This window comes from Pseudomonas sp. UMAB-08, assembly GCF_900095225.1.
Taxonomy (GTDB): domain Bacteria; phylum Pseudomonadota; class Gammaproteobacteria; order Pseudomonadales; family Pseudomonadaceae; genus Aquipseudomonas.
In genome coordinates this window covers 67,399-84,329 of sequence record NZ_LT607419.1, presented here as the reverse complement: position 1 = coordinate 84,329, position 16,931 = coordinate 67,399, and the positions used below count along the sequence as shown (strand labels likewise).

Sequence of the window (16,931 nt, the reverse complement as noted above, 5' to 3'; positions counted from 1 at the left end):
GGTTATGAATCAGAGCGGGTACATATTGAGCCTCTGCGATGGGTGTGTGCAAAAGATAGTAATATTTATCAAAATAGTCCAGTCCCCCTTGCCTTGTTTACGGAGGGTTGTGCTGACAGAAATATTGCAATTGAGGCACTGGCTGGCGTCCATAAAGATTACTGCATAAACTTTCACAGCACTAGCCATGCGGGGATATTAGCCGCTGTACGTTCTGGATGTTCAGTCTCGGCTCTCCTTGCTAGCACGGCTGCACCGGATTTGCGCACATTGAGTCGCTCCGATGGGTTTCCATTATTAGATAGTCTCGAAATTTCAATGGCCTACCATGACCATGGCGAATCTTCTTTGGCTTCTTGCTTTGCTGAAATAGTTCGCTCATATTTCAGTTTGATGTCGATTAGTGATCAAGTAATCTCTACTCAGCCCGCTTATCCCAATGCCGAAACAGCGGCTCGGCGAGGAACAGCACAAACAGCAGGCGCATGACCTGCATTGCCGTGACCAGCGGCACCGACAGTTGCAAGACTTCTGCTGTCAGGCTCATTTCGGCGATGCCGCCGGGCATCATGCCCAGGGTCAATGAGCGCAGATCCAGATGGGTCAGCGCACTCAGGCCTAACGCGGCGAGGGCGGCGATCAGCATGGTCAGTGCGGTGCCCAGCAACGTTCGGCCAATAAACGACGGCGCTCGCCGAAAGAACGAGCGATTGAAATGGCAGCCCAGGCCTCTGCCGATCAGCCATTGGCCGATCTGGCTGCCGCCTTGCGGTAAGCCGATGTGCAAGTCCCAAGTGATGCTCACAGCCGCACTGAGCAATAGCGGTCCGAACAGCCACGGATTGGGTTGCTTCAGCCGTTGCCAGAGCCACGCCAGCAGTCCGCCTGCGGGAAACAGCACCAGCAGCCAGGGCCAGTCGACGGCTGCCGGATTCGATGCAGGCGCACCGTCGCCCAGCAGGTACTTGAACAGTGCAGGCACGCACAGCACGACCATCAACACTCGCAAACTCTGTCCCGCCGCGACGCTGCTGAGGATCGCGCCGTTGCGCGCCCCGAGGTTGACCATTTCGCCAGAGCCACCCGGCATGCTGGAGAAGAACGCCGTTGCGCGATCTTCGCCGCTACGTCGCATCAGCCAGACTCCGACCACGCTGGAAACACTGGTGACCAGCGCACCGAAGAAGATCAGGCCGAAATGCGACATGACCTGTTCGATGACAACCGGCGTGAAGTGCAGGCCGATGCCAATCCCGACAATCCACTGCCCGCCTTTACGTCCTCCGGGGATTTCCGCCAGTTGCCAGGGCGTCAGGCAGCGCACCAGGATGATCGCCAGCAGCGAGCCCACCATCCACGGCAGCGGCCAGCCGACCTGGCTGGCGAGGTAACCGCCCAGCAGGCCGACCAGCGGGGTTCCCCACCACGTGTTTAAGGGGCGATCAGACATTAGCCACGGCACGCCGCTGCAGGGAGCGCTTGCGCCAGATCCGCACGATAGGCATCAACAGCATGATGGCCGTCAGCACCCATATCCCGAATGTAATCGGGCTGGACCAAAGGATCTCCAGCGCACCGTTCGAGATCGACAGGGCACGGCGCAGGTTCTGTTCCATCAAGCCACCGAGGATAAAGCCCAGCAGTACCGGCGACAGAGGGAAGTCCATCTTGCGCAGGATGTAACCGAAGATACCGATGCCGACCATCAAGAACAGGTCGAAGGTGGTGGCATGCACAGCGTAGACGCCAATCGCAGTGATGATCGCGATCACCGGCACCAGCGCCCAGTTCGGCACGGCGAGGATTCGGGTGAAGATGCGGATCATCGGGATGTTGAGGATCACCAGCATGACGTTGGCGACGAACAACGAGGCGATCAGGCCCCAAACGATGTCGGGCTGCTGTTGAAACAGCAAAGGGCCGGGTGTGATGTTGTACAGCGACAACGCGCCGATCATCACTGCCGTAGTGCCCGAGCCTGGAACGCCGAGGGTCAGCATCGGCACCAGCGCGCCACATGCCGCACCGCCGATGGCGGTTTCCGGGGCCGCGAGGCCGCGTATGTCACCCTGTCCGAATTTGCCGGACTTGCCCGCCAGACGCTTCTCGGTCATGTAGGCCACGGCGCTGGCCAGTGTCGCGCCGGCACCCGGCAGCACGCCCATGATGAAACCTAGTACACCGCAACGCAGGTTCACCACGAACACCGAGCTGGCCTCTTTGAAGTTGAACATCATGCGGCCGGTGGCTTTGACCGCCTCTTGCCCGCGATGGGTTTTTTCCAGCAGCAATAGAATTTCGCTGATCGAGAACAGCCCCAGAACCAACACCACGAACTGAATCCCGTCAGTCAGGTGGATATTGTCGCCGGTAAAACGGTACACACCGCTGTTGGCGTCGATGCCGACCGTGGACAGGAACAGCCCGATCAGCGCCGCGATAAAGGTCTTCAGCGGACGATCACCGGCCATGCCGCCGAGGCAGACGATCGCGAACACCATCAGTACGAAATATTCCGCCGGTCCGAAGGCAATCGCCCACTTCGCCAGCAAAGGGGCGAACAGCACCATGCCGCAGGTGGCAATGAACGCACCGATAAACGAGCTCCATGCCGACAGCGACAAGGCGACACCGGCCAGGCCCTGGCGAGCCATCGGGTAACCATCGAGGGTGGTCATCACGGTGGACGCTTCGCCTGGAATGTTCAGCAGGATCGAGCTGATCCGGCCGCCGTATTCGCAGCCCAGGTACACCGCGGCCAGCAGGATCAACGCCGACTCAGGGGGTAACCCGAGGGCGAACGCGATAGGGATCAACAGCGCCACGCCATTGATCGGGCCAAGGCCGGGCAGTAGGCCGACAACGGTGCCAATCAGGGTGCCACACAGGGCGGTGATCAAGTTGTAAGGGGTCAGCGCAACGCCGAAGCCTTGGCTCAGGTAGCTAAAAGTGTCCACATTAATTCTCCAGAACGTCGAGCAGGCCCAACGGCAACGGAACGTCCATGGCTTTATCGAACAACAGGTAAAGGCCGACGCTGATCAAGGTCACGACCACCACGCTCAGCTTCCAGCGACCGCCGTACAGGCGGGCCATGGGGATGCCGATCAGGATGCTGCTGAGGATGAAGCCCAAGGGTTCGAACAGGCCGGCGAAAATAAGGAGCAACACCGTGCAGGCGGCGATTTTGATCAGGGTAGGGCGGTCCAGTTGAGGGTCCTCTTCGCTGTGGACGAGGGGTGTCGGGCGAAACAGCATGTACAGCAAGCCCAAGCCCATCAGTCCCAACATCAGTAGGGGAAACGCCCGAGGTCCTACAGGTTCATAGGAAAATGCGGCCTGATAAGGCCAGGCCATCAGCGCAAGGCCGACGCAAGCCAGCAGCAACGCCGAGGCGAAAATTCGTTGTAAGAGCATGGGTAACTCCTGTGTTGCATCGCCGCGAATGGGCGACGCAACCACTGATATCAATTGAGTTCAATCACTGAATCAGGCCGAATTCCTTGGCCAGGATCTTGTAGTCGGCGACCTGTTTTTTCACGTACGCGTCCAGTTCCGGGCCCGTCATGGCAAAGGGGAACAGTTCGCGCTGGTCACGCAGCTTGGCGAAGTCATCGGAGGCCAGCAGCTTGTCGAAGGCCGCTTTCCACCACGCGTAGTCTTCGTCGCTGACTTTAGGCCCGAGGTAGAAGCCGCGTACCACCGGCCAGACGATGTCGTAGCCTTGTTCCTTGGCGGTCGGGATGTCTTTCATTTCCGGCTCGTCCAGGCGCTTTTCGGAGAACACGGCGAGCAAGCGCATGTCTCCGCTGAGGATGTGCGGCATGGAGTCGGAGATGTCGGTGCTGCCCACTTGAATGTGGCCGCCGAGCAACGCAGTGGCGATTTCACCGCCGCCTTCAAGGGCGACATAGCGCAGGTCGCGCGGGTTGATGCCCGCGGCCTTGGCGATCAGGGCGGTCTGCATCCAGTCTTGGCTGCCGACGGTGCCCCCGGAGCCGATCACCACTTTGCTCGGGTCTTTTTTCAGCGCTTCGACCAGGTCATTGAGGTTCTTGTAGGGCGAGTCGCTTTTCACCGCGATGGCGCCATAGCTGGTGCCGACCGCCGCGAGCCAGCGCACGGCGTTCTCATCGAAGCGGCCGAACTTGCCCTGCGCCAGGTTCAGCAGCGAGCCGCTGGACCAGGCCACCAGCGTGCCGGCGTCGGCCGGTCGCTGGGCAACCACTGCGTTGTAGGCCACTGCGCCGACACCGCCGGGCATGTAGGTCACGCGCATCGGTTTGCTCAGCAGCTTTTCGTTGACCAGCGCGCTCTGTGCCAGCTTGCAGGTCAGGTCAAATCCGCCCCCCGGCGAGGCCGGCGCGATGCATTCCGGGCGCTTGGGTTCAGCCGCGATCAGTTGGGTCGCCACTAACATGCAGCTGGCAGCGAGGGCGAAACGACGCAAAGATAAAGTCATTGTTGTCTCCAGGGGAGTTGTTATTTTGGGCTCAGCTGTTCTAACGGTTACCAGATCGCGACCGTGTAACTGACCAGCAGGCGTACTTCATCGGCGTCCCGAGCGAAGTTCGACCGGTATGTCGCGTTGCGCAGGCGCACGGCGACGTTTTTCAGCGCGCCGCTCTGTACCACATATTTGATTTCGCTGTTGCGTTCCCACTCTTTGCCTTCGCCGTCATGGCTCGCCACTTTAGCGTTGTCACCACTGACGTAGCGGCTCATGAATGTCAGGCCGGGGACGCCCAGCTTGGCGAAGTCATAGTCGTAACGCGCTTGCCAGGAATGCTCGTTGGCTTCGGCGAAATCACCGATTTGTACAAAGTTGACCAGGAAGGGGTCGCTGCCATCGATGTACGGAACGGCGTTATCACCGGACATGTGTTGATAACCGGCACTGAATTTGTGGCCGCTGAGGGCATAGCTGACGATGCCGTTGAGCGATTTGTTGTCGATGTTACCGCCGCGAGCCGAACCCTGGTCGCCGCTGACCGCGAGACGCACATCAGTGGCCAGGGTGCCGGGGCCCACGGGTTGCGAGGCGACAAGGCCGACAAAGTGCTGGTCGTAGACCTGATCAAGTTGAGCAAAGTGATAGCTGGCAGTGATTTTGTCGGTGAGTTTGTAATCAAACCCGGCCATGTCGAAGTGATCACCCATCACTGTGCCGGTGAAGCGTTTGTTCTTGTTGTTCAGCGCGATGTCTTCGCTGCTGGTGTCATCGCGGTCCTTGACCTTCTCCAGGCGACCGCCGGTAAAAGTCAGGTTCTTGAACTCTTTGGAGGTGAGCATGCCGCCTTCGAAGGTCTGCGGCAGGATGCGCCCGTCATTGGGCTTCAACGTTTGCAGCTCAGGGATCAGCGTGCCGACTTTCAGTTCGGTGGCTGAGATTTTCATCTTGCCCGTCAGGCCCCACTTGGAATATTCGTCGGCGGCGCGGCCGTTGTCGTGGGTCGGTAGCAGGCCGGTGCCAGTGCGATCCGGGCTTGAGTCGAGCTTGACCCCCAACATGCCAATGGCGTCCAGGCCGAACCCGACGGTGCCTGCGGTGTAGCCCGACTGGACGTTGAGGATAAAGCCCTGGGCCCACTCGTCGCGCTTGGATTGCTGGGCGCTGGTGCCGTCGCGGAAATCGCGGTTGAAGTACATGTTGCGGGTTTCCAGGCTGGCGCTGCTGTCGTCGATAAAATCGGCGTAACTGAGCGGGCTGAAACCGGTAAGGGCAACGGCGCTGGCAAGCGCGGAGGGGGTTAGGCGAAGGGAACGAGCAGGCGAGGCGGCCTGAGGCTGCAAGGACAGCGTCATGAAGTACTCCGTTGTTGTTATTATTTTTAATAAAACCTCTGAAAACGCTTCGAGGCGCTTTTCAGTTTTCGGCAGGCATTACCCACCGCAGTTCGATGCTAGAAGGTGAAGCTTTCACTAACCTTTCAGCGGTCTTTCAGCCGCCGTTGATTTTTTTCTGTGCTTCACAGTCAGCGATGCGGCTGTAAACTCCGGGCCCTATAAGCCTAAGAATCTGGAGAAGTCGATGCGTGTTCTTCTCGTCGAAGACCATCTGCAATTAGCTGAAAGCGTGGCTCAAGCCCTTAAAAATATGGGGTTGACCGTGGACGTTCTGCACGATGGAGTGGCCGCCGATCTGGCCTTGAGCACTGAGGAATACGCGGTCGCGATTCTGGACGTGGGCTTGCCACGCATGGACGGTTTTGACGTGTTGGGCCGCTTGCGTGCCCGAGGCAAGAATCTGCCGGTGCTGATGCTGACCGCGCGTAGCGATGTCAAAGACCGTGTGCATGGCCTCAATCTGGGTGCCGATGACTATTTGGCCAAACCCTTTGAACTTACCGAACTGGAAGCACGGGTCAAGGCGTTGCTCCGCCGTAGCGTGCTCGGCGGCGAACGCCAGCAGCGTTGCGGGGTGCTGGTCTATGACCTCGACACTCGGCGCTTCACCCTTGGCGAGGAGCTGTTGGCCCTCACGTCTCGTGAGCAGGCAGTGCTTGAGGCGCTGATCGCCCGACCTGGCCGGGTGATGAGTAAAGAACAGTTGGCGGCGCAAGTGTTCGGCCTCGATGAAGACGCCAGCCCCGATGCCATTGAAATCTACGTGCACCGCCTGCGCAAAAAGCTTGATGGTCAGTCTGTCGGCATCGTCACGTTCCGCGGTCTTGGTTACTTGCTGGAAAGCCGTGATGCTTAGGCTGCTCACCCACAGCAGCCTGCGCTGGCGGTTGTTGTGGAACCTGGGTCTGCTGCTCACTGTATTGATGTTGGCCAGCGGCTTGAGCGCTTACTGGAATGGTCGCGAAGTGGCCGACACCGCCTATGACCGAACCTTGCTGGCGTCGGCGCGAACCATTGCCGCCGGGCTTTCGCAGCGCGACGGCGGTTTGAGCGCCGATGTGCCCTATGTCGCGTTGGACACCTTTGCGTATGACAGTGCGGGGCGGATCTATTACCAGGTCAACGACATCAACAAAAAGCTGATCTCTGGCTATGAAAACCTTCCAGCGCCGCCGCCGGGCACCCTGCGCACGGATGACTACCCGGCGTTGGCGAGCTTCTACAATGGGCGGTATCAGGGGCAGGACGTACGGGTGGTCAGCCTGCTCAAGCCGGTCAGCGAACCGAACATGAACGGTATGGCCGAAATTCGCGTGGCCGAGACGGAGGAAGCCCGGGTGCGTATGGCGCGCAGCCTGATGGCTGACACGTTATTGCGTCTGGGCATGCTCGGCATGGGCGCATTGGTGTTGGTATGGTTCACCGTCAGTGCCGCGTTGCGCCCGCTGGAGCGTTTGCGTACTGCGGTCGAAGAGCGCCAGCCCGACGATCTAAGCGCGTTGCCGCTGGTGGAAGTCCAGCGTGAGTTGCGCCCGCTGGTGGGGGCGCTCAATCACTTCACCGAACGCCTGCGCGTGCAGTTTGAGCGTCAGGCGCAATTCATCGCGGATGCCGCCCATGAGTTACGCACACCATTAGCCGCGCTCAAGGCGCGCATCGAGCTGGGGTTGCGTGATACCGATCCGGCAAACTGGCGCACCACCTTGGAATCAGCTGCGCAGGGCACTGATCGCCTGACGCATCTGGCCAATCAATTACTGTCTCTGGCGCGTATCGAAAACGGTGCGCGGGCGATTGCTGAAGGGGGCGCCCAGTTGCTCGACTTGAGCCAACTGGCTCGCGAGTTAGGCATGGCGATGGCGCCGCTGGCCCATGCGCGTGGTGTTGCGTTGGCGCTGGAGGCCGAAGACCCTGTGTGGCTGCGCGGCGAGCCGACATTGCTCAACGAATTGCTGAGCAATCTGGTGGATAACGCCCTGGCGCATACGCCGTCAGGTGGCAACGTGATTCTGCGGGTGAGGGCGCCCTGTATCCTTGAAGTCGAGGACGACGGCCCCGGGATCCCCGAAGCAGAGCGTGAAAGGGTGTTTGAACGCTTCTATCGGCGTCATCAACAGGGTGCGGGGTCAGGCTTGGGTTTGGCGATTGTCGGCGAGATCTGTCGCGCACATCTGGCGCAGATCAGCCTGCATGACGGTGCCGAAGGCGGTTTGAAGGTGCGGGTGAGTTTTGTCCCTGTTCAAAACGGCGCTCAATAGAGCATGTTCATGGCTTCATCCATTTCGGAAACAAGGCGGCCATCACCAAGGTCCAGACCCAGCCGGGCGAAGGCAGGCAAGCTGCTCAGTTCAATTTCAGCGTAAGGATGGCTGGTGCCGTGGTAGCTGTGCACCGTTGCAATCTGCACCAGATCGACGTAATCGGCACACTCCGATTGGCGGGTGAAATCCTGGAACTGCCCCGGCACCTTGGCGAGCGGCTCGGGGAATTCCCAGCTGATGAGCAGTTTTTCGCCGATTATCGGATGAATATGCTCGATCACATGGTTGAGGCTGACGGAGTCAGAGAGCAGTTCGTAATGGTCTTCGGCGTACGTCAGGATTGGCAGTACGCCAATCAGGTGCACCATGCCCGCCAAGGTCGCTTGATCCGGTTTAAGCTTCGAGTAGGTGCGGCACAGCTTGTAGCTGATACCCGCCACTTGCAGGCTTTGTTTCCAGATATCGCGCATCTTGCGCTCCACCACCTTGGATTTGGCCTGGAACATCTGCTCCACTACCAGTCCGATCGCCAGATTGCAGCTGTAATTGATCCCCAGCCGGGTGATGGCGGTGTGCAGGTCGCTGACCTCGACACTGGCGCGCATCTGCGGGCTGTTCACTACTTTGATCAGGCGTGCTGAAAGTGCGGTATCGCCGCCGATTACCTTGCTCAGTTCGCTGACGCTGATGTCAGGATTTTCGGCGGCGAGACGAATTTTCAGCGCAACTTCCGGCAGTGTTGGCAGAAACAGCGCATCGTTATTGATCGCCTTGATCAAGTCCGCTTGCACGTTGTCAGCCATGTCGCTCATGTCGAATCTCTTGGTATTGCGTGATCCGAGCCCCAAGCGCTCGATGAGCGCCTGGGGTGATTTTCCGGGGTTTTGGTTTGAGCGGGGAAGAGGGTACTTGCCGCGATCAGCGCTGGGTTTCGAGCTTGGCGTCCAATGTATAAGGCAGGTCGGTCAACAGCAGCGCCGGGCCTTCCAGGGCGCCGAGTCGGATATTGCCGTCCTCCACTGCATCGGCCTGCAACACCGCCAACAGTTCGATACCGTGGGTTGCCTGCGCGGCAATCACGACTTCGCCCACGGCGCTGGCATGAACCGGCGAGAACAGTGGGGTGCCAGGCTCGGGGATTTCAGCGCCAGTCAGGGTCAAGCGATACAGCCGTCGCTTGAGTTTGCCCAGGTACTGCATGCGCGCGACGATTTCCTGGCCGGTGTAGCAGCCTTTCTTGAAGCTCACGCCGCCCACGGCTTGCAGGTTGATCATCTGCGGAATGAAGGTTTCCCGAGTACCGCCTAGCACTTGACCGATACCGGCGCGAATCTGACCCAGCAGCCAGTCATTCAATGTGCCCTGAGGCAGTTGCGTGGCAAGACGAGCCTGGACGTTTTCGGCCTGATCGGCCGGCACCCACAGTTCGGCGCGGGCCGGGGATACGCGAATGGCGATCAGGCCATTGGCCCGTGCCACGCTGTCAGACGCGTGTGGCACGTCCAGACCCAGGCTCTTCAGTGCGTCGTCGCCGTTGCTGAGGCCGAAACGGACCCAGGCAGGGCTTTCGTCGGTCAGTTTTGATTTGGAGAACACCGCATATTTCTTTAAATCAGCCAACTGCGGCTCAATCAGTTCAGACGCCATCGCCAGCAGGCAGCCATCGCCTTCAAGCAGAATGCGAAAGCTCGATTGCATGCGGCCTTTCTGCGTGCAGCGTGCACCCAGGGTCGCGGTGGTGTCGTTCAGGTAATTGAGATTGCAGCTCAATTGGCCCTGTAGGAATTTGCTGGCGTCAGGGCCGCGGACGGCGAGAATGCCCTCGTGGGACAGCGTGCAGAAAAAAGCTGAGTCGGCCATTGGTCATCGCAGAGTAAAAAGTCTGGGCACCATGATAGTGCCGTGTCCGCAGAATGGGTACAGGCGTGATCACACGTCGTTGAAAACTGCTGCGACCAAAGCGCAGTGCGCCTTCTGGAACTGCGCCTGTATACTTGCCGCCTATTTGAGGAGCGCTCCATGGTCGATGACGTTGAACTCAACCGGCTTTATTGGCACAGCCGTCGTGGCATGCTTGAGCTGGACGTGTTGCTGGTACCTTTTGTAAGGGAGGTTTATCCCACCCTTAACGCCGAAGATCGCGATCTTTATCGCAAATTGCTGACGTGTGAAGACCAGGATATGTTCGGCTGGTTCATGCAGCGCGCCGAATCTGAAGATCCGGAACTGCAGCGCATGGTTCGCATGATTCTGGATCGTGTCCAGCCGAAGTGATCGTTTCGAATGCCGTTGGCAGGCCTCACGGCTCCTGCTGACGGCTTATCTGATCGCTCAGGCGTTGGCCCTGGTTTCGTTATATTTTCTTGATGTTCCCGACTGGGCAGGCGCGCTCGGTGTCTTGCTGTGCCTGATTCATGGGGGCTGGGCGTTGCCGCGCTTCATTTTGCTGAGCAGCTCGTCGGCGTTTACCGGTTTACGCCGTGATGCCGACGGCTGGCAGCTTTGGAGTGCTCGTTCAGGCTGGAAGGCGGTGCAGTTGCGTCGAGACAGCCTGGCGCTGCCCTTGGCGGTGGTGGTGCGTTTTCGTCTGGCAGGAGCGTCAGGCGTCGCCGGGCGGCGAGTGCGCAGTGTGTGCATCCCACACGACGCGCTGGCGCCGGAAGTACACCGGCGTTTGCGCGTGCGGTTGAAGTTCAGCCGACGTAGGTGGGCGGCACCAGAATAGTGTCCAGGGCCTCTGGCAGCATCTCTGGATAGTCCAGCGTGTAGTGCAGACCCCGAGATTCCTTGCGCTCCATGGCCGAGCGGATCATCAACTCTGCCACTTGCGCCAGGTTGCGCAGTTCGATCAGGTCGCGGCTGACTTTATAGTTGCTGTAGAACTCGTCGATCTCGTCCAGCAGCAAGCGAACCCGATGCTGGGCGCGCTGCAAGCGCTTATTGGTGCGCACGATACCCACGTAGTCCCACATGAACCGCCGCAACTCATCCCAGTTGTGGGCGATGATCACGTCTTCGTCGGAGTCGGTGACCTGGCTGGCATCCCAGGTAGGCAGTCCTTCAGGGAGGGGCACATTGGGCAGTTGCTCGATGATGTCGGCTGCGGCAGATCGGGCATAGACGAAGCATTCCAGCAACGAATTACTGGCCATGCGGTTGGCGCCGTGCAGGCCGGTGAAACTGGTTTCGCCGATGGCATAAAGGCCCGGCACGTCGGTGCGGCTCTGTTCGTTGACCATCACGCCGCCACACGTGTAATGCGCGGCCGGCACCACCGGGATCGGCTGCTTGGTGATGTCGATGGAAAACTCAAGGCATCGCTCGTAGACCGTCGGGAAATGGGTCTTGATGAACTCTGCCGGTTTATGGCTGATGTCCAGGTAGACGCAATCAACGCCCAGACGCTTCATCTCATGGTCGATAGCCCGGGCCACGATATCTCGTGGCGCCAGTTCGGCCCGAGGGTCAAAGCGCTGCATGAAACGCTCGCCGCTCGGCAGCTTTAGCCAGGCGCCTTCTCCGCGCAGGGCTTCGGTTACCAGAAAGCTTTTGGCTTGTGGGTGATACAGGCAGGTCGGGTGGAACTGGTTGAATTCCAGATTCGCTACCCGGCACCCGGAGCGCCAAGCCATCGCGATGCCGTCACCGCAGGCCCCGTCGGGGTTGCTGGTGTACAGGTAAACCTTTGCCGCGCCACCGGACGCCAGTGCGGTAAAGCGCGCGCCGTAGGTGTCGACTTCGCCGGTGGCGCGATTGAGCACGTAGGCGCCCAGGCAGCGTTGACCGTCCAGACCCAAACGACGTTCGGTGATCAGGTCGACCGCGACGCGCTGTTCCAGTAGCTCAATGTTGGGCCTGAGCCGGGCTTGCGCGAGCAGGGTTTTGAAAATCGCAGCGCCTGTCGCATCGGCAGCGTGGATGATGCGCCGATGGCTGTGGCCACCTTCTCGGGTCAGGTGAAACTCGAAACCGCCGTCTTCCGTGGCTGACTGGTCATCGCGAGTAAACGGCACGCCTTGGTCAATCAGCCACTGAATGGCCTCGCGGCTGTGCTCGACGGTGAAGCGCACAGCGTCTTCATGGCACAGGCCGCCGCCTGCATTGAGGGTGTCTTCGACGTGGGATTGCACGGTGTCGGTGTCGTCCAGCACGGCCGCAACACCGCCCTGGGCCCAGAATGTCGAGCCGCTGGCCAGGTCGCCCTTGCTCAAAACGGCAACGCGTAAATGGCTCGGTAAAGTTAGCGCAAGGCTCAGCCCTGCGGCACCGCTGCCAATCACCAGGACGTCGTGTTGAAAATGTTGGCTCATGTCTGAATTCCGAGCTTGGCGGCCACTAGTATATAGAGGGGTGGATCGGCACAATAGCCTCGCCTTTATGGCATTGTGAAACCACGGCGGGCTGGGATTGTGCTCCAGTCGGAACGATGATGCATACCGTTTTCCCTGCGAAAGGGTCGGTGTTGCGATTGTTTCAGGGCGGAATCAGCGTTTACTCGAGAGCCGCCGTGAGCTTCTTACACCTGAGCGCGAAACCAGGGAACTTTTCATGCACGCCCGGGCTCAATAGCAGGTTGCCCATAAAGGAACATGTTGGGTATTTGCGGGGGGTCAAAAGCAGCTTCCACCACGCGCGTATTCGACGACAAGATTATTCACGCAGCCGGCCATGTCCGGGCTGCGTTTTTCGTGCGGGTCTAATGACTGCCCGCAGGAAACTTGCTGAGAGGGGAGAACTTTTGCGCAAAGCCCGAGTCTATGTTTGCAAGCCTGTTCAAGGGTTGATGCAACACTCCTTCAGCTTCAATGAGGAGCGTTCATGTTGACCCAGGAAGAAGATCAGCAGCTGGTCGAGCGCGTACAACGCGGCGACAAGCGAGCTTTTGATCTGCTCGTGCTGAAATACCAGCACAAGATTCTTGGTTTGATCGTGCGATTCGTGCACGACACCCATGAAGCGCAGGATGTTGCACAGGAGGCCTTTATCAAGGCTTATCGTGCACTGGGTAATTTTCGCGGCGACAGCGCCTTTTATACATGGCTGTACCGCATCGCTATTAATACGGCAAAAAACTATTTGGTGTCGCGCGGTCGGCGACCACCCGATAGCGATGTAAGGTCTGAAGACGCGGAGTTCTACGATGGCGATCATGGCCTCAAGGATATCGAGTCGCCAGAGCGCGCATTGTTGAGGGATGAGATCGAGGGCACTGTCCATCGAACTATCCAGTTACTTCCAGAAGATTTGCGGACAGCCCTAACTTTACGTGAATTCGATGGTCTGAGTTACGAGGACATTGCGAGCGTCATGCAGTGTCCGGTGGGTACCGTGCGCTCTCGCATTTTCCGCGCTCGGGAAGCCATAGACAAAGCCCTGCAACCCTTGTTGCAGGACTCCTGAGACAGCGGCGATAGCCAAGAGAGGAACCGCCATGAGTCGTGAAGCCCTGCAGGAATCGCTGTCCGCGGTGATGGATAACGAAGCGGACGAATTGGAATTGCGCCGGGTATTGAATGCCTTCGGCGATGCGGATACACGTGCCACATGGTCGCGTTATCAAGTTGCCCGTGCAGCCATGCACAAAGACTTGTTGCTGCCTCATCTGGATATCTCGGCGGCTGTTTCTGCTGCGATCGCCGATGAAGTCACTCCGCTGAAAGCAAGCCGTAGCCCTTGGCGCAGCTTGGGTCGCCTGGCAGTTGCCGCATCGGTAACCGTTGCTGTATTGGCCGGTGTACGTTTGTACAATCAGGACGATATCGCGGGTGTCGAATTGGCTCAGCAAGCCGCTCAGCCAGCGAATCTGTCGGTACCCCAAGTAAAAGGCCCAGCAGTATTGGCCGGCTATAATGAAAGCGCCGAGCAAGCCCCGGGTCCGATGGCCAGTGGTGTTTTGCAAGGTCAGGCTGGCTGGCATGATCAGCGTCTGCCAGGCTATCTGCGTCAACATGCTCAGCAAGCCGCTTTGAAGGGCACTGAAAGCGCCCTGCCATATGCTCGTGCTGCCAGCCTGGAAAACCGTTAAGGAGGATCATGCGCGCCATCCCTCTATTACCGCTTCTACTCGGTGGATGGCTGGTTCTTCCAGCGCATGCCGATGACGCGCAAGACATGCTCAAGCGTCTTGCGCAGGCTGAGCAAACACAAAGTTTCCAAGGCACTTTCGTTTACGAGCGTAACGGTAGTTTCTCTACCCATCGTATTTGGCATCGTGTGATCGATGGCAAAGTTCGTGAGCATCTGCTTCAGCTGGATGGTTCTGCACAGGAAGTGCTGCGCGTCGATGGGCTTACCCAATGCGTCAGCGGCACGCTTGTACCGGGTGTGGCCAATGTGCGCGATTCGTCGGCACGGGCTCTCGACTCGAAAAAACTGTCTGTCTGGTATGACATGAAAGTCGTCGGGAAATCGCGGGTCGCGGGTCGTAATGCGATCATCGTTTCGATGACGCCTCGAGATCAACACCGCTACGGCATCGAATTGCACCTGGACAGCGAAACAGCATTGCCTTTGAAATCGTTGCTGTTGAACGACAAAGGTCAATTGCTCGAGCGCTTCCAGTTTACCGAGCTTGATACCCGGGACGTCCCGACCGATCAAATGCTTGAAGTCAGTTCTGATTGCAAGCCGGTACAAACGGTCAAAACCAAGGACGACGCCCCCAATACGCGTTCCACGTGGCGCTCCGACTGGTTGCCGGACGGCTTCGAGTTGAGCAGCAGCGCAGCGCGCAAGGACCCCGTTACCAAGGCTTTGGTGACTAGCTTGATGTACGACGACGGTCTTGCACGATTCTCGGTTTTTATCGAGCCATTGAACGGGGCTGCTGTTACTGATATCCGGACCCAGCTCGGTCCGACAGTGGCAGTATCGCGTCGGGTGACGACAGCTGTCGGAGACGCCATGGTTACGGTGGTGGGAGAGATACCGATAGGCACCGCAGAGCGGATTGCGCTCTCGATGCGCAGCGTGGATGACCAAACCAGGCAGGTCACCAAGTGAACGGCTGGGTAAGCGAGAGCAGGAGGCGGTGCCTGGAATGAGAGATGTTCATGCCCGGCTGTTTTCTCTGCGAGGCAAGCCTGTGCTTGTCTTGCGGCCGAGATGCTGACATGTTTGGTGATACTTCCAGGTTGCAAAAAACTTCGATTTTTTTTATAGGTCATGGCTTGGCAGCTTTGGCCTTCGTCGTTTCTGGGGTAAAAAAATGCCCCGAGGAGACGCGCAGCGGTTGCTTGTGATGTGCCCATGCTCCTCGGGCCACTTGGTCCGTACTGTTTAACCATGCTCGTTGTGAACGGGAGCCGTATGTTGATTCCACGCTTGAAGTCTTATCTGTCAATTGTCACCGCAGTCCTGATACTGGGCCAGATGGCCGCCGCGCAAGCGGAAGCCTTGCCTGACTTCACCGATCTGGTTGTGCAAGCCTCGCCCGCCGTGGTGAACATCAGTACCCGCCAGAAAATGCCTGAGCGCTCCACCGTGAGCAATCAAATGCCGGACCTGGAAGGGCTGCCACCGCAGCTTCGCGAGTTTTTTGAGCGCAACATACCCAAGGGGCAACGCACGCCCAAAGGTGATCGCCAGCGCGAAACCCAGTCTCTGGGCTCCGGCTTTATTATTTCTGCCGACGGTTATGTGTTGACCAACAACCATGTCATCGACGGCGCGGATGAGATTCTCGTGCGTCTTTCCGACCGCAGCGAGTTGAAGGCCAAATTGATCGGCACAGATCCTCGCACGGATGTCGCGGTCCTGAAGATCGAAGGCAAAGACCTGCCGATCGTCAAGATTGGCAACTCCGAAAAACTGAAAGTCGGTGAGTGGGTGCTGGCCATCGGTTCGCCCTTCGGCTTCGATCACTCGGTAACCAAGGGTATCGTCAGCGCCAAGGGCCGCAGCCTGCCGAACGATACTTATGTACCGTTTATCCAGACCGACGTGGCGATCAACCCGGGTAACTCCGGCGGCCCGCTGTTTAACATGTCTGGCGAAGTGGTCGGGATCAACTCCCAGATATTCACCCGCTCCGGTGGTTTCATGGGCTTGTCGTTTGCCATCCCGATCGACGTCGCGATGGATGTCGCGAGCCAGTTGAAAGCGGGCGGCAAGGTCAATCGTGGCTGGCTGGGCGTGGTGATTCAGGAGGTCAACAAAGACCTGGCTGAGTCCTTCGGTCTGGATAAACCGGCCGGTGCGCTGGTGGCTCAGGTGTTGGAAAACGGTCCGGCCGCGAAAGGCGGCGTGCAGGTGGGTGACGTTATCCTCAGTGCCAATGGTCAGCCGATTGTGATGTCTGCCGATTTGCCGCATCTGGTCGGCAATCTGAAAGACGGCAGCAAGGCCGATCTGGAAGTGATCCGTGACGGCAAGCGTAAAAACTTGACCGTGACCATCGGCGCGCTGCCCGAAGAAGGCCAGGAAATGGATGTTCCGGATTCTGGCGTCGAGCGCAGCAGCAATCGTCTGGGCGTGTCGGTGGTCGAACTGACCGCTGAACAGAAAAAAAGCTACGACCTCAAGGGTGGCGTGGTCATCAAGGAAGTGCAGGACGGTCCTGCGGCCTTGATCGGCTTGCAACCGGGCGATGTGATCACGCACCTGAACAATCAGGCGATCACGTCGGCCAAGAACTTCACTGAGGTTGCCAAGGAGTTGCCGAAGAATCGTTCCGTGTCCATGCGCGTTCTGCGTCAGGGTCGAGCGAGCTTCATCACCTTCAAATTGGCCGAGTAACAGATTGGCGTGACGAAAAGGGCGGTGATCACCGCCCTTTTTTGCGCCTGTCGTCCAGAGAATGCGGTTACTGACCGCTGGTGTGGC

Annotated in this window: 17 protein-coding genes; 9 read left to right on the top strand and 8 right to left on the bottom strand. The window is 58.8% G+C overall.

Features of this window, described 5'->3' with window-relative positions:
* Nucleotides 1–489, top strand: a 489-nt coding sequence (locus K0F75_RS12215) for a LysR substrate-binding domain-containing protein (RefSeq protein ID WP_257604345.1), incomplete at its 5' end; no start/stop codon positions are given.
* On the opposite strand, the gene K0F75_RS12210 is transcribed toward K0F75_RS12215, so the two are convergent.
* The 5 genes from K0F75_RS12210 to K0F75_RS12190 all read right to left on the bottom strand — a co-directional run bounded on the left by K0F75_RS12210 (nt 419) and on the right by K0F75_RS12190 (nt 5,805).
* Entirely contained in the window at nt 419–1,450 is a 1,032-nt protein-coding gene (locus K0F75_RS12210; protein WP_219062119.1) for an AbrB family transcriptional regulator, read from the bottom strand. The two genes, K0F75_RS12215 and K0F75_RS12210, sit on opposite strands and share 71 nt — an antisense overlap.
* Entirely contained in the window at nt 1,443–2,957 is a 1,515-nt protein-coding gene (locus K0F75_RS12205; protein ID WP_219062118.1) for a tripartite tricarboxylate transporter permease, read from the bottom strand. The genes K0F75_RS12210 and K0F75_RS12205 overlap by 8 nt, the downstream gene beginning before the upstream one ends.
* Nucleotide 2,958: 1 nt before the next feature.
* On the bottom strand, nt 2,959–3,417 hold the full coding sequence (locus K0F75_RS12200; protein WP_219062117.1) for a tripartite tricarboxylate transporter TctB family protein: 459 nt from the start codon (nt 3,415–3,417) through the stop codon (nt 2,959–2,961).
* Between the two features lie 64 nt (nt 3,418–3,481).
* Nucleotides 3,482–4,462, bottom strand: a complete 981-nt coding sequence (locus K0F75_RS12195; protein ID WP_219062116.1) for a tripartite tricarboxylate transporter substrate binding protein — start codon at nt 4,460–4,462, stop codon at nt 3,482–3,484.
* 47 nt (nt 4,463–4,509) lie between these two features.
* Nucleotides 4,510–5,805: an OprD family porin gene (locus K0F75_RS12190; RefSeq protein ID WP_219062115.1), complete on the bottom strand. Its 1,296-nt coding sequence runs from the start codon at nt 5,803–5,805 to the stop codon at nt 4,510–4,512.
* Between the two features lie 226 nt (nt 5,806–6,031).
* On the opposite strand from K0F75_RS12190, the gene K0F75_RS12185 reads away from it, so the two are divergent.
* Both K0F75_RS12185 and K0F75_RS12180 read left to right on the top strand, forming a co-directional pair.
* Nucleotides 6,032–6,703 carry a response regulator gene (locus tag K0F75_RS12185; RefSeq protein ID WP_219062114.1) on the top strand — a complete coding sequence of 224 codons (672 nt, stop codon included), beginning with the start codon at nt 6,032–6,034 and terminating at the stop codon, nt 6,701–6,703.
* On the top strand, nt 6,696–8,105 hold the full coding sequence (locus K0F75_RS12180) for a sensor histidine kinase (RefSeq protein WP_219062113.1): 1,410 nt from the start codon (nt 6,696–6,698) through the stop codon (nt 8,103–8,105). The genes K0F75_RS12185 and K0F75_RS12180 overlap by 8 nt, the downstream gene beginning before the upstream one ends.
* Here the strand turns inward: K0F75_RS12180 and K0F75_RS12175 are convergent.
* Together K0F75_RS12175 and K0F75_RS12170 are read right to left on the bottom strand one after the other, a co-directional pair.
* Nucleotides 8,099–8,920, bottom strand: coding sequence for an HDOD domain-containing protein (locus K0F75_RS12175; protein WP_219062112.1), 822 nt, complete (start codon nt 8,918–8,920; stop codon nt 8,099–8,101). The two genes, K0F75_RS12180 and K0F75_RS12175, sit on opposite strands and share 7 nt — an antisense overlap.
* A 106-nt stretch (nt 8,921–9,026) precedes the next feature.
* Complete coding sequence (locus K0F75_RS12170) at nt 9,027–9,968, bottom strand: folate-binding protein YgfZ (protein WP_219062111.1); 942 nt, start codon at nt 9,966–9,968, stop codon at nt 9,027–9,029.
* A gap of 159 nt (nt 9,969–10,127) precedes the next feature.
* Here K0F75_RS12170 and K0F75_RS12165 point away from each other — a divergent pair, with 159 nt between their 5' ends.
* Both K0F75_RS12165 and K0F75_RS12160 read left to right on the top strand, forming a co-directional pair.
* The gene (locus K0F75_RS12165) at nt 10,128–10,382 is read left to right on the top strand and encodes a succinate dehydrogenase assembly factor 2 (RefSeq protein ID WP_219062110.1); all 255 of its coding nucleotides are present in this window, start codon (nt 10,128–10,130) and stop codon (nt 10,380–10,382) included.
* Nucleotides 10,366–10,833: a protein YgfX gene (locus K0F75_RS12160; RefSeq protein WP_219062109.1), complete on the top strand. Its 468-nt coding sequence runs from the start codon at nt 10,366–10,368 to the stop codon at nt 10,831–10,833. Before K0F75_RS12165 ends, K0F75_RS12160 begins: the two co-directional genes overlap by 17 nt.
* Here the strand turns inward: K0F75_RS12160 and nadB are convergent.
* Nucleotides 10,802–12,418: an L-aspartate oxidase gene (gene nadB / locus K0F75_RS12155; RefSeq protein WP_219062108.1), complete on the bottom strand. Its 1,617-nt coding sequence runs from the start codon at nt 12,416–12,418 to the stop codon at nt 10,802–10,804. The genes K0F75_RS12160 and nadB overlap by 32 nt on opposite strands.
* Before the next feature lie 508 nt (nt 12,419–12,926).
* On the opposite strand from nadB, the gene rpoE reads away from it, so the two are divergent.
* The 4 genes from rpoE (at nt 12,927) to K0F75_RS12135 (ending at nt 16,844) form a co-directional block, all read left to right on the top strand.
* Nucleotides 12,927–13,508, top strand: a complete 582-nt coding sequence (rpoE, locus tag K0F75_RS12150; RefSeq protein WP_219062107.1) for an RNA polymerase sigma factor RpoE — start codon at nt 12,927–12,929, stop codon at nt 13,506–13,508.
* Between the two features lie 31 nt (nt 13,509–13,539).
* Nucleotides 13,540–14,133, top strand: a complete 594-nt coding sequence (locus K0F75_RS12145) for an anti sigma-E factor RseA C-terminal domain-containing protein (protein WP_219062106.1) — start codon at nt 13,540–13,542, stop codon at nt 14,131–14,133.
* 8 nt (nt 14,134–14,141) lie between these two features.
* A complete protein-coding gene (locus K0F75_RS12140; RefSeq protein ID WP_219062105.1) occupies nt 14,142–15,110 on the top strand; it encodes a MucB/RseB C-terminal domain-containing protein in 969 nt (322 codons plus the stop codon).
* 369 nt (nt 15,111–15,479) lie between these two features.
* Nucleotides 15,480–16,844: a DegQ family serine endoprotease gene (locus tag K0F75_RS12135; RefSeq protein WP_374028645.1), complete on the top strand. Its 1,365-nt coding sequence runs from the start codon at nt 15,480–15,482 to the stop codon at nt 16,842–16,844.
* Nucleotides 16,845–16,931: the final 87 nt, after the last annotated feature.

What these genes read in the sequence shown, in the direction of transcription:
- K0F75_RS12210 (WP_219062119.1), bottom strand. Translation starts at nt 1,450, where the DNA reads ATGTCTGATCGCCCCTTAAACACGTGGTGGGGAACCCCGCTGGTCGGC.
- K0F75_RS12200 (WP_219062117.1), bottom strand. Translation starts at nt 3,417, where the DNA reads ATGCTCTTACAACGAATTTTCGCCTCGGCGTTGCTGCTGGCTTGCGTC.
- K0F75_RS12195 (WP_219062116.1), bottom strand. Translation starts at nt 4,462, where the DNA reads ATGACTTTATCTTTGCGTCGTTTCGCCCTCGCTGCCAGCTGCATGTTA.
- K0F75_RS12190 (WP_219062115.1), bottom strand. Translation starts at nt 5,805, where the DNA reads ATGACGCTGTCCTTGCAGCCTCAGGCCGCCTCGCCTGCTCGTTCCCTT.
- K0F75_RS12185 (WP_219062114.1), top strand. Translation starts at nt 6,032, where the DNA reads ATGCGTGTTCTTCTCGTCGAAGACCATCTGCAATTAGCTGAAAGCGTG.
- K0F75_RS12180 (WP_219062113.1), top strand. Translation starts at nt 6,696, where the DNA reads ATGCTTAGGCTGCTCACCCACAGCAGCCTGCGCTGGCGGTTGTTGTGG.
- K0F75_RS12175 (WP_219062112.1), bottom strand. Translation starts at nt 8,920, where the DNA reads ATGAGCGACATGGCTGACAACGTGCAAGCGGACTTGATCAAGGCGATC.
- K0F75_RS12170 (WP_219062111.1), bottom strand. Translation starts at nt 9,968, where the DNA reads ATGGCCGACTCAGCTTTTTTCTGCACGCTGTCCCACGAGGGCATTCTC.
- K0F75_RS12165 (WP_219062110.1), top strand. Translation starts at nt 10,128, where the DNA reads ATGGTCGATGACGTTGAACTCAACCGGCTTTATTGGCACAGCCGTCGT.
- nadB (WP_219062108.1), bottom strand. Translation starts at nt 12,418, where the DNA reads ATGAGCCAACATTTTCAACACGACGTCCTGGTGATTGGCAGCGGTGCC.
- rpoE (WP_219062107.1), top strand. Translation starts at nt 12,927, where the DNA reads ATGTTGACCCAGGAAGAAGATCAGCAGCTGGTCGAGCGCGTACAACGC.
- K0F75_RS12145 (WP_219062106.1), top strand. Translation starts at nt 13,540, where the DNA reads ATGAGTCGTGAAGCCCTGCAGGAATCGCTGTCCGCGGTGATGGATAAC.
- K0F75_RS12140 (WP_219062105.1), top strand. Translation starts at nt 14,142, where the DNA reads ATGCGCGCCATCCCTCTATTACCGCTTCTACTCGGTGGATGGCTGGTT.
- K0F75_RS12135 (WP_374028645.1), top strand. Translation starts at nt 15,480, where the DNA reads ATGGCCGCCGCGCAAGCGGAAGCCTTGCCTGACTTCACCGATCTGGTT.